Below are 10,706 nucleotides of genomic sequence, written 5' to 3'. Positions count from 1 at the left end.
ATCCAGCCAGCATCTTGAATCACAAACATCCGGTTTTGGGAATCCTACGATTCTCCCAAAATAGGAAATGCTCTAAATAAGAGGACGGAGCAGCAGCGCTTCTCGGCGCCGGGATGACAAGCTGCGTCACCGTGCCAAAGGACGACCGTCAGGTCTTGCCGTCAAATTCATCATGTCGGCCGGCATGGCGCACCATGCGCCGAAAGCTCATCGAGATATGGGCTCGCCTGATGTGCCCGATCGATTCCCAGTCTCCGATTTCCGCGGCGGCCAGCACTTCCTCCATTTCGCGCCGGAAGGCCGTGAACTCCTCCACAAGGCCGAGCTGCGGCATCATCTTGAGGACTACGCGCGCAACCTGAAAATACAGCCTTTCGCTTATTTCGCGCAGGGGCTGGTTCCCGGTCATGCCGGATAGTTCAGTGAAGAAGTCCATATTCAGCTGCAGGAAGGCACGCTGATCCGGATTGAGCATATCGGAATCGCAGCGCGCGATGAGCGCTCGAATGCGATCGAGGTCGACCGCCGTTCGGGGAATTGGCGAAAGCTTGCCGACCAGCAGCGCGAGTTCCAGTCGCAGATGGTAGACCTGCTGCAACTCCTCGATGTCGACGTCGGTAACGATCGTACCGACGCCGTGGACCGATTGCACAAGCCCTTCGGCCTCGAGCCGCGCCAGCACGCGTCGGACCGGTGTGCGGCTGATCTCGAATTCCTGGGCGAGTTCTTCCTCGGAGAGCCGGCTCCCCGGCGGATAATCGAGCAGGCAGATACGGTCGCGCAGAATCAGGTAGATGCGTTCGAACCGTTCGCGCGCCGAAAGCGGACGCGAAGGCGGCACGGTCTTGGCCGAGGCATCCGTATCAAGCGTCATCCAGCCTCCAGGACAGCGTGCAGAAACTGCCGCGTCCGCTCATTCTTGGGTGCGCCGAAAAGCTCTGCCGGCGGCCCCTGCTCGCAAATTTTGCCCTGGTAGAAGAAGCAGACGCGATCGGAAAATTCCTTGGCGAAGCCCATCTGGTGGGTGACCATGAGCATCGTCAGATCATGCTCGCGGCCGATTTGCCTTATCACTTGCAGCACTTCGCCGACAAGTTCCGGATCGAGCGCGGACGTCACCTCGTCGAACAGCATTATCTTGGGCCGCATCGCCAGCGCCCTGGCAATGGCGACGCGCTGTTGCTGGCCGCCGGAAAGCTGGGAAGGATAATGATCCTTCTTCTGCGACAGCCCGACCATGTCGAGAAGCTCGGCCGCCCGTGCCTCGGCATCGGCCCGCTTCATGCCAAGCACGGTCATAGGCGCCTCGATGCAATTGGCCATCGCCGTCATGTGTGGAAACAGGTTGAAAGACTGGAACACCATACCGATCTTCGCCCGGATGCGGCGGATATGGGCAAGATTGGCGGGCACCAGCTTTCCGCCTTGCTTCATATGCGTCAGTGGCTCGCCTTCGACCCAGATGACGCCGTCATTGATCGTCTCCAGCGTCATCAGCATGCGCAAGACCGTGGTCTTGCCGGAACCGGACGGTCCGATGACGGAAACCTTCTCGCCGCGCGCGATTTCGAGGTTCAGCCCGTCGAGCACGGTGAGCGCGCCATAACGCTTCGAAACATTGTCGAAACGGACCATCGGTTGTTCGGTCATCGCGCGGTCCTTCGGTTGAGCAGGCGTTCGAGGGCACGGATGAGCGCGGCCGAAACCAGGCTCATGGCCAGGAAGAACAGGCCGACCAGCGTGATCGGTTCGGTGTAGCGGAAAGTCTCGGAGCCGATGATCTTGGCCGTCTGCATGAGTTCCAGCACGGCGATGGCCGACAGCAGCGGCGTCTCCTTGAACAGCGCGACGAGATAGTTGCCGAGCGCCGGCACGATCGGCGGTATCGCCTGCGGGATGATGATGTCGCGAAAGATCGTCCAGGAGGAGAGGTTGAGTGCGATCGAGGCTTCCCACTGGCCGCGATGGATGTTGTCGAAGCCCGCGCGGTAGACCTCCGAGCAATAGGCGGCGTAGTGAATGCCGATGGCCAGAACGCCGGCCGTGAATGCGTCGAGCACGACGCCGAATTTCGGAAAGACGAAATAGAGGAAGAAGATCTGGATGAGCAGCGGCGTCGAGCGGATCAGTTCGACCAGCACCGAGATCGTCCAGCCGGTCCAGGGCACCGCGATACGGATTACCGCGAGGACCAGCCCGAGCAAAGCCGCGATGACGAAGCCGAGCAGCGTCGCCTCGATCGAGACGACGGCGGCGCGTGCGAGCACCGGCAGGATCTCGGCGGCAAAACTCCAATCCCAGATCACGCCGCCCTCCCCCGCGCCAGACCGAGCGAGGCCCGCCTTTCGAGAAGCCGCATGCCGATGGAAACAGTGAGCGACATGGCGAGATACATCAACAGCACCAGCGTGAAGATGGGAATGGTCTTGAAGGTGTTCTGGTTCATCTGCTGCGCCTTGAAGGCGAGGTCCGTGAGCGTGATCAGCGAAACCAGCGCCGTCGATTTCAAAAGCTCGATGAACAGATTGCCCCAGGGCGGGATCATGGCGACGAAGGCCTGGGGCAGGATGATCCGGCGCAGCATTTGCGCACGGCTCATGTTGAGCGCCGTTCCCGCCTCCCATTGGCCGTGAGCGACCGACTGGATTGCGCCGCGCACGCATTCGGATCCATAGGCGCCAACATTCAAGCCAAGCGCCAGCACCGCGACGGGAAACGCGTCGAGCGTGACCCCGAATTGCGGCAGCACGAAAAACAGCCAGAACAATTGCACCAGCGCCGAGGTGCCGCGAAAGATTTCGACATAGACCGTCGCCAGCCATCTCAGCGGCGCTGGACCATACATGCGCGCCAGCGCGGCGAGCACGCCCATGACGACCGCCAGCAGGCTGCCGAGGACAGCGATCTCGATCGTCAGGACGGCGCCCTGCAATAGTCCCGGTAGGAACAGCCTGTATGTCTCCTGCGTCGCCAGCGCCGCGATCACGGCCAGCGAAACGACCAGCATGGCAACGAGCGTGCGGATACCCATCTGCTTCTCCGAGGAAAAAAGAGGGCGGCGCTTTCACGCCGCCCAGCAGTTGGGAATTTATTCGCCCTTGCAGAGCTCTGCAGTCGTCTTGTTCGGCAGATAGTCCTTGCCGAAGCCGAGCGGCTCGACCAGCGCGATATGCTCCGGCGTACCGAGGAACTTCTTCAGTTCGGCGTTGAACGCTTCCTGCAGATCGGTGTCCTCCTTGCGGAAGCCGAAGCCGCCATGGCCTTTCACCGACTTGCCGGCAACTTCACCGAAGGGCTTGGTCGATTCGACGCCATCGGCCTTCTTGGCCATATCGGCGATCGAGAGCGCGGTTAGCGCGGCAGCATCGGCACGGCCAGACTGGACCGCCGCGACCAGGCTGGATTGGTCGGGCAAGGAAACGACTTGTCCTTGGGCAACGCCGGCGTCCTTCGCATATCCCCCCTCGACGGCGCCCGCCATCACGGCGAGCTTGAGATCGGGATTGTCCTTGATGCTCGAATAGTCCTTCACGCCTTTCGGATTGCCCTTCGCGACCAGCATGGCCTGGCCGATGCCATAGGACGGTTCGGAAAAATTGATCTCGGCGCAGCGCTTGGGATTGATGAACATGCCGGCGGCGATGATGTCGAAGCGGCCGGCCTTGAGACCCGGAATGAGCGAGCCGAATTCGGTCAGCACGCCGTCGACCTGCGCAATGCCCATCTTGGCGAGCACCGCCTTGGCGACTTCCGGCGCTTCGCCGGTCAATTTGCCGTCAGGCGTGGCGAAACCGAACGGCGCCTCATTGGCGAAGCCGACGCGGATATAGCCGTCCTTCTTGGCGCGTTCGAGCGTCGTTTCGGCATGGGCCGGCAGTGACGTGAATGCGGTCGCGGCGAGCGCAAGACAGGCGGCGGCCTTCACGAGCGCGCGGCGGGATATCTGTGACGTGAACATGCTTTCCCCTTTTCTTCTTCGATAATTATCGGGCTCGAACGATGTTTCTCCACCATCGCGTCAAGCGCACTAAGACGTATACAACTCATCTGGACATATCGCAAGACGCACTGTACGAATCTGGAAAAATCGCCACTGGGCTTGATTGTGCGGCTTTGTGATGCGCAAGTTGTGCACAATTAAGGTGTGCTTTCTCGATGCGGATACGAACCGCCTTTGGATGAGGGCAGGAAGGAAAACGGCTTTGGACGCGTCGGGCGGGCCCACCAAGGCGGAATACGCGCGGCGCCTGGCCGACGTGAAGCAACGCATGGCAAAGGCCGGCTTCGATCTCATCATCTGCCAGGATCCCAGCGCCAGCGAAGGCGGCGGCGAGCGGCTCTGCGACGTGACCCGCGATCCCATCTTCATCGACTGACCATCAGCCCAGGACCGGCAACTCAAGGACACCTCAATGGACCGCAATCCCTTTTCCGAAGCCGAGATCGCCGGCCGCTTGTCGAAAGTTCGCACGGCATTGGCAGAGCGCAAGCTCGACGCCGTCGTCTTCGCCTCGCCGGAGACTGTTTTCTACCTCACCGGCCTCGACCATTGGGGTTATTTCGCGCCGCACCTCCTGATCGTCACGCTCGACCGGCGTCCTATCCTGGTCACCCGGTCGATGGAGAAGGTGACGATCGAGAATCAGGTGAAGGCAGCAGAATTCCGCGGTCACTCCGACAGCGAGACCGCGGCCGACCTCGCCGCGCGCGTCATTTCCGAACTCGGCCTGGCCGGCAAACGGATCGGCATCGAAAACTGGACCTCCGGCCTCAGCCACGGCCTCGCCCTGAAGCTCGAGGCGCAGGCCGACGCCAAGTGGAGCGACGTCTCGGGACTGGTCGACAAGATGCGGTTGGTGAAGAGCGCCGAGGAACAGGTGCTGATGCGCCGCGCCGCCAAGGTCACGGATGCTGGGGCAGGTGCCGCCATCGCTGCCATCTCCGACGGCGCCGCCGAGCAGGAGGTTGCCGCCCAATGCGTGGCGGCGATGGTGCGCGCCGGCGGCCACGCGCCGGGCTTCGGCCCGTTCATCCGGCCCGCCGCCCGGCTCGGCGAGGAGCACACGACCTGGGGCGACGGCATCTATCGCAGCGGCGAGCCGGTCTTCGTCGAACTGTCGGGCTGTGTCTCGCGCTATCACGCGCCGCTTGGCCGGCTGATCCGCATCGGCAACATCAAGGACGAAGATGCCGCCATGGCCGAGGTCACGGCCAAGGCATTCGAGGCCGTCGTCAGGGCGCTCGAGCCAGGCGCCAGGGCGCGCGATATCTACGCCGCCTGGCAAGGCGTCGCCGACGAGGCCGGCCTGTCGCATTATCGCCGCCATCATTGCGGCTATCTCGTCGGCATCGGCCAGCCGCCCTCATGGACCGGCGGCAATTCGGTGACGGGCCTCAGGCACGATTCCGATCTCGAAATCGAGACCGGGATGAGCTTCCACATCCTGTCCTGGCTGATGGGCACCGGCCGCGGCGACCATTTCATCTCCAACACCGTGCTGCTGACCGATGCGGGGGCCGAAGTGCTGACCCGCACCCCGGCCGGCCCGATCGTCCGCTAGACCATGAACATGGCTCGCTATTCGGCGTTTTCGATTTTCCGCAATGCCCTTTCCGGCCAGAAGAACTGGCCGCGCGCCTGGCGCGCGGCCGAGCCGAAGCCCGCCTATGACGTGATCGTCGTCGGTGGCGGCGGGCATGGCCTTGCGACGGCTTTCTACCTCGCCGAGAACCACGGCATCCGCAATGTCGCCGTTCTGGAAAAGGGCTATGTCGGCGGCGGCAATGTCGGCCGCAACACCACCGTCATCCGCTCCAACTACCTGCTTGACGGCAACACCCAGTTCTACGAATTCTCGGTCAAGCTGTGGGAAGGCTTGTCGCGGGCGCTGAACTTCAACGTGATGTTTTCGCAGCGCGGCCAGATCGTCACTGCCCATTCGGCCGATCAACTCGACACATTCAGCCATCGCGCCAACATCATGCGTCTGAACGGCATCGACGCCGACATACTCGACCGCGACGCTGTGCGCCGGCTGGTACCCTATCTCGATTTCTCCGAAACCGCGCGATTTCCGATCCATGGTGCGATCTTGCAAGGCCGCGCAGGCACCGCCCGCCATGATGCCGTTGCCTGGGGCTATGCGCGCGTTGCCGACGGCCACGGGGTCGACATCATCCAGAATTGCGAGGTGACCGGCTTTGTCCGCGACGGCGAAAGGATCGTCGGTGTCGAGACCAGCAAGGGCCGCATCGGCGCCGGCAAGGTCGGCCTCGCCGTCGCAGGCCATACTTCGCTCCTCGCCGCCAGGGCCGGCCTGGAACTGCCGATCGAAAGCCACGTGCTCCAGGCTTTCGTCACCGAGCCGCTCAAGCCGCTGGTAGATCACGTCGTCGCTTATGGCGCAGACCATTTCTATGTCAGCCAGTCGGACAAGGGCGGGCTGGTCTTCGGTGGCAATCTCGACGGCTACAATTCCTACGCCCAGCGCGGCAATCTCGGCGTCGTGGGCGAAGTGGCGGAGGCGGCGATAGCCCTGATGCCCTGCATCTCGCGTGTCAGGCTGCTGCGCCATTGGGGCGGCGTCATGGACATGACGCCGGACGCCAGTCCGATCATCTGCCCGACCCCGATAGAAGGGCTCTATCTCAATGGCGGCTGGTGCTATGGCGGCTTCAAGGCGACGCCGGCCTCCGGCTGGTGCTTTGCCCATATGCTGGCCACCGGCAAGCCGCATCCGCTGACCGCCGCCTACGCGCTCGACCGTTTCCGGACCGGCCACACGCTCGACGAGGCCGGCGCCGGCCCCTCGGCCTGGCTGCAATAGAGAGCGAGAGAAATGCTTCGCATCGACTGCCCATGCTGCGGCCCGCGCGACCATGACGAGTTCCGCTATGGCGGCGACGCTTCCGCGGTGCGCCCGGCGCATGACGATCCCGATCCGGAGGCGTGGTACCGCTATGTCTACGTGCGCAAGAACCCGGCGGGGCTGCACCGGGAATTCTGGCAGCATGTGACCGGCTGCCGGCAATGGCTGGTCATCGAGCGCGACACGAGGAACCACGCTATCGCATCGGTCGGCTTCGCCAGGAACATGCCAGCATGAAAATGATTGGAAATCGTCTGGCCGCCGGCGGCCGTATCGACCGCACGCAGCCGCTCCGCTTCACATTCGACGGCCGCGAGCTGGGCGGCTATCGAGGCGATACGCTTGCTTCCGCGCTGCTTGCCAATCGGCTCATGCTGACAGCCCGCAGCTTCAAATACCATCGGCCGCGCGGCATCTTCTCGGCCGGCCCGGAAGAACCCAACGCGCTGGTTACGCTCGGAAGCGGCGGACGGCGCGAACCGAACCTTCCGGCCACGACACTGGAACTGGCTGAAGGTATGACTGCCGAAAGCCAGAATCGCTGGCCGTCCCTTGCCTTCGACGTGCAGAGCGTCAACGGCCTGTTTGCGCCCCTCCTTTCCGCCGGCTTCTACTACAAGACCTTCATGGGTCCGACCCGCCGCGCCTGGATGTTTTACGAGCATTTCATCCGCAAAGCCGCGGGATTGGGCCGTGCCGGCACCGAACCCGATCCCGACCGTTACGAGACCGGGCATGCATTTGCCGATGTTGCAGTCGTCGGCGGCGGCGCTGCCGGCCTGTCGGCGGCGCGCGCCGCGGCAGCCAGCGGCGCCAGGGTCGTCCTCGTCGAACAGGACTTTCTGCTCGGTGGCCAGCTTCTTGCCGAGCGCACCGATGGCAAGGCGGCAGCCTGGCTGACAAAGATCGAGGCGGAGCTTGCCGGCCAGCCCAACGTCACCCTGATGCGCAAGACGATGGCCTTCGGCACCTATGACGGCAACACGCTGGGGCTGATCGAGCGGCATGACGGCCAGGTCGCGCAAGGCGCTGCGCGGCAGGTTTTCACCGTGCTTCGCGCCGGCTCGATCATCTTTGCCGCCGGTGCTATCGAACGGCCGCTGGTGTTCTCCAACAACGACCGGCCAGGCATCATGCTGGCGTCCGCCGCCCGCACCTATCTCAACCGCTTCGCCGTGCTGCCGGGAAAGAATATCCTCGTGGCCACGATGAACAACGGCGCCTATCGCGCTGCTTTCGACCTCGCCGCCGCCGGCGCGCGAGTGACGGTCGCGGACCAGCGCGGCGCTCCGCCCGCCGGTCTGGCGGCGGAAGCCGGACGCCTGAACGTAGAGATCCGCTCCGGAACCCGGATCGCCGATCTGCGCGGCAGCCATGCGGTGAAGGCCGTACGGCTTGCCGGCCCGAGCGCCAAATCGGAAATCGCCTGCGATTTCGTCTGCGTCTCCGGCGGCTGGTCGCCGACCGTGCATCTCACCTCGCATCTTGGCGCCAGGCCCGTCTATCGCGACGACATCGACGGCTTCGTTCCGGGCGGCTTTCCGGCAGGCCAGTTCGGCGCCGGCGCGATGATGGGGCGCTTCTCGACCGCCGACGCGATCGAGGACGGCCACCGCGCCGGCGTCGAAGCGGCATGCTTCTGTGGAAAACCGGCGGCCATGCCGGCGCCGGATGAACTCGATCTCGAAGGGGCCCCGGCCGCTCCCTTTCGTGCGATCTCTTCCGCGGGGCGCGGCAAGGCCTTCGTCGATCTACAGATGGATGTGACCACCAAGGACGTCGAGCTCGCCCATCGCGAGGGCTATGAATCGGTAGAACACCTGAAGCGCTACACCACGCTCGGCATGGGGACCGACCAGGGCAAAACCAGCAATTTCGCAGCACTTTCGGCCATGGCGGCGCTGCGCCGGGCAACGATTGCGCAAACCGGAACCACGACCTTTCGCCCGCCCCACGCGGCGGTCGCGATCGGCGCGCTGGCCGGTCGCGCCGTCGGTCATCACTTCAAGCCGGTCCGTCGCACGCCGATGCACGACTGGCACCTGGCAAACGGTGCCGAGATGCTCGAGGTCGGTCTCTGGATGCGTCCGTATTTCTATCGCGATGCCGGACGCGACGTGAATGAAGCCTATGTCGCGGAGATGCGGATCGTGCGCGGCGGCGCCGGGCTGATGGACATTTCCACCCTCGGCAAGATCGACGTGCAGGGGCCGGACGCGGCCATATTCCTCGACCGTGTCTACGCCAACGGTTTCGCCAAGCTTCCCGTTGGCCGCGCGCGCTACGGCGTCATGCTGCGCGACGACGGCGTCGTCTTCGACGACGGCACCACCACGCGCTTGTCGCAAAATCGCTTCTTCATGACCACCTCTACCGCCAGGGCCGCCGATGTCCTGTCGCGGCTGGAATTCCTGCTCGACACCGCCTGGCCGGATTTGCGTGTCGCGGTCTCTTCGGTAAGCGACGAGTGGGCGGCGATGTCGATCGCCGGGCCACGAAGCCGCGATGTCCTTGCCGCCGCCTTTCCCACGCTCGATGTCTCCAACGAGACGCTGCCGCATATGGGCGTCATCGAAGCCGGGTTCGACGGACGGGCCCTGCGCGTTATCCGCCTCAGCTATTCCGGCGAGCGCGCCTACGAGATCTATGTCGGCGCCAGCGCCGGCGAACAGGCCTGGAGCCGTCTCATCGAAGCAGGCGCGCCGTTCGGCCTCAAACCTTATGGCGTCGAGGCGCTTGGTGCGCTGCGCGTCGAAAAGGGCCACGTCGCCGGGCCCGAGATCGATGGCCGCACCACGCTCGACGATCTCGGCCTCGGGCGCATGGCCGGCAAACGCGGCGGATTCGTCGGCGACGTCCTGCGTCGTCGTCCGGCCTTTCAGGCACCCGACCGCCAGCGCCTCATCGGGCTGGAATGCATCGAGGACGGCAAGCGGCTGCGCGGAGGCGCCATAGTGTTCCTGCCTGGCGATGCCGTCACCGGCCACGGGCGCGGTCGGATCACCTCGGTTACCTTCAGCCCGGAACTCGGCCACTATGTCGGACTGGCGCTGTTCGCGGGCAATGCCGCGGCCGAAGGAGACGAGGTCATCGCGGTCTACCCGATGCGGACAGAGACGGTTCGCGCCCGCGTCGTGCCTTCTGTCTTCCTAGACCCCAAGGGAGAGCGCATGCATGGTTGAACCTGTGCTGTCGAAGGACTTCAACCTGTGGGCCTCCGATTGCCCGATCATTCAGATCGAGGGCTGGGACGGAACACTGGCAAGATTCGAAACGAGCGTCTCGCAGGCCTTGGGCGCGAGGCTCCCTGCCAGCGTCGGCGAGACGGTTCGGCACGCTGGCGCCCTCATCGTCAGGATCGCGCCCCGCCGTCTTTGGCTGATCGTCGAGACAGGCGCGGAACCGCCCGCCATTGCGATCGATCCGGAATTGGGCTGCTCGGTTCTGCTTGGTGAAGGCCGGGTGCGGTTCAGGATGGAGGGTGCGCGTCTTCAGGACATTCTCTCTGCCTGCATGCCGGTCGACTGGTCGTCCGCCGCTTCGGCCCCCGGCCGTGCCGTACAGACGTCCATCCATCACGTGCCGGCGCTCTATCTGCGAACGGGCGAGAGCAGCTGCGACCTGATCGTGCCGCGAAGCTTCGCCATCAGCCTTGCCGACTGGATTGCCGCCGCGCGTTAAAGCAATCCCGGGAAAAGTGCGTAACGTTTTCCGCTCGCGATTGCGTAAGGAAAAAGCTGGACCTGTCCGGCGCAGCGGCCGCTAGAGCGTTTCATATCTTGACGGAAGCGTAGCCTGCGTTTTCGAAGTAGTTCCTGCATTCGGCTGCCTCGATTG

11 protein-coding genes are annotated in these 10,706 nt (G+C 64.0%); 6 read left to right on the top strand and 5 right to left on the bottom strand.

The features are described 5' to 3' along the window. Positions 1 to 148: 148 nt before the first annotated feature. From FJ979_RS32170 to ehuB, 5 genes are read right to left on the bottom strand one after another with little or no spacing between them, the layout of a single operon-like run. Positions 149 to 874: a GntR family transcriptional regulator gene (locus FJ979_RS32170; RefSeq protein ID WP_140499279.1), complete on the bottom strand. Its 726-nt coding sequence runs from the start codon at positions 872 to 874 to the stop codon at positions 149 to 151. Further along, positions 871 to 1,650, bottom strand: coding sequence for an ectoine/hydroxyectoine ABC transporter ATP-binding protein EhuA (ehuA, locus tag FJ979_RS32165; RefSeq protein ID WP_140499280.1), 780 nt, complete (start codon positions 1,648 to 1,650; stop codon positions 871 to 873). Before ehuA ends, FJ979_RS32170 begins: the two co-directional genes overlap by 4 nt. After that, a complete protein-coding gene (ehuD, locus tag FJ979_RS32160; RefSeq protein ID WP_140584691.1) occupies positions 1,647 to 2,306 on the bottom strand; it encodes an ectoine/hydroxyectoine ABC transporter permease subunit EhuD in 660 nt (219 codons plus the stop codon). The genes ehuA and ehuD overlap by 4 nt, the downstream gene beginning before the upstream one ends. Further along, positions 2,303 to 3,031 (bottom strand): ectoine/hydroxyectoine ABC transporter permease subunit EhuC, encoded by a 729-nt coding sequence (ehuC, locus tag FJ979_RS32155; RefSeq protein ID WP_140584689.1) that lies wholly within the window; start codon positions 3,029 to 3,031, stop codon positions 2,303 to 2,305. Before ehuC ends, ehuD begins: the two co-directional genes overlap by 4 nt. Before the next feature lie 57 nt (positions 3,032 to 3,088). After that, the gene (gene ehuB / locus FJ979_RS32150) at positions 3,089 to 3,958 is read right to left on the bottom strand and encodes an ectoine/hydroxyectoine ABC transporter substrate-binding protein EhuB (protein WP_140499283.1); all 870 of its coding nucleotides are present in this window, start codon (positions 3,956 to 3,958) and stop codon (positions 3,089 to 3,091) included. 244 nt (positions 3,959 to 4,202) lie between these two features. Between ehuB and FJ979_RS32820 the strand changes: the two genes are divergently transcribed. From FJ979_RS32820 to FJ979_RS32125, 6 genes are read left to right on the top strand one after another with little or no spacing between them, the layout of a single operon-like run. Further along, the gene (locus tag FJ979_RS32820) at positions 4,203 to 4,376 is read left to right on the top strand and encodes a hypothetical protein (RefSeq protein ID WP_181167224.1); all 174 of its coding nucleotides are present in this window, start codon (positions 4,203 to 4,205) and stop codon (positions 4,374 to 4,376) included. A gap of 36 nt (positions 4,377 to 4,412) precedes the next feature. Continuing rightward, positions 4,413 to 5,561: a Xaa-Pro peptidase family protein gene (locus tag FJ979_RS32145; protein WP_140584687.1), complete on the top strand. Its 1,149-nt coding sequence runs from the start codon at positions 4,413 to 4,415 to the stop codon at positions 5,559 to 5,561. Between the two features lie 9 nt (positions 5,562 to 5,570). Beyond that, complete coding sequence (locus tag FJ979_RS32140) at positions 5,571 to 6,827, top strand: sarcosine oxidase subunit beta family protein (protein WP_140584685.1); 1,257 nt, start codon at positions 5,571 to 5,573, stop codon at positions 6,825 to 6,827. 12 nt (positions 6,828 to 6,839) lie between these two features. Beyond that, positions 6,840 to 7,106, top strand: a complete 267-nt coding sequence (locus FJ979_RS32135; protein WP_140584683.1) for a sarcosine oxidase subunit delta — start codon at positions 6,840 to 6,842, stop codon at positions 7,104 to 7,106. Continuing rightward, on the top strand, positions 7,103 to 10,051 hold the full coding sequence (locus FJ979_RS32130; protein ID WP_348640433.1) for a sarcosine oxidase subunit alpha family protein: 2,949 nt from the start codon (positions 7,103 to 7,105) through the stop codon (positions 10,049 to 10,051). Before FJ979_RS32135 ends, FJ979_RS32130 begins: the two co-directional genes overlap by 4 nt. After that, positions 10,044 to 10,550, top strand: a complete 507-nt coding sequence (locus FJ979_RS32125; RefSeq protein WP_224655845.1) for a sarcosine oxidase subunit gamma family protein — start codon at positions 10,044 to 10,046, stop codon at positions 10,548 to 10,550. The genes FJ979_RS32130 and FJ979_RS32125 overlap by 8 nt, the downstream gene beginning before the upstream one ends. The last annotated feature ends 156 nt before the right edge of the window (positions 10,551 to 10,706 follow it).

This window comes from Mesorhizobium sp. B1-1-6 (assembly GCF_006443035.1).
Lineage (GTDB): Bacteria > Pseudomonadota > Alphaproteobacteria > Rhizobiales > Rhizobiaceae > Mesorhizobium.
This window is presented reverse-complemented; position numbering and strand designations above follow the sequence as displayed.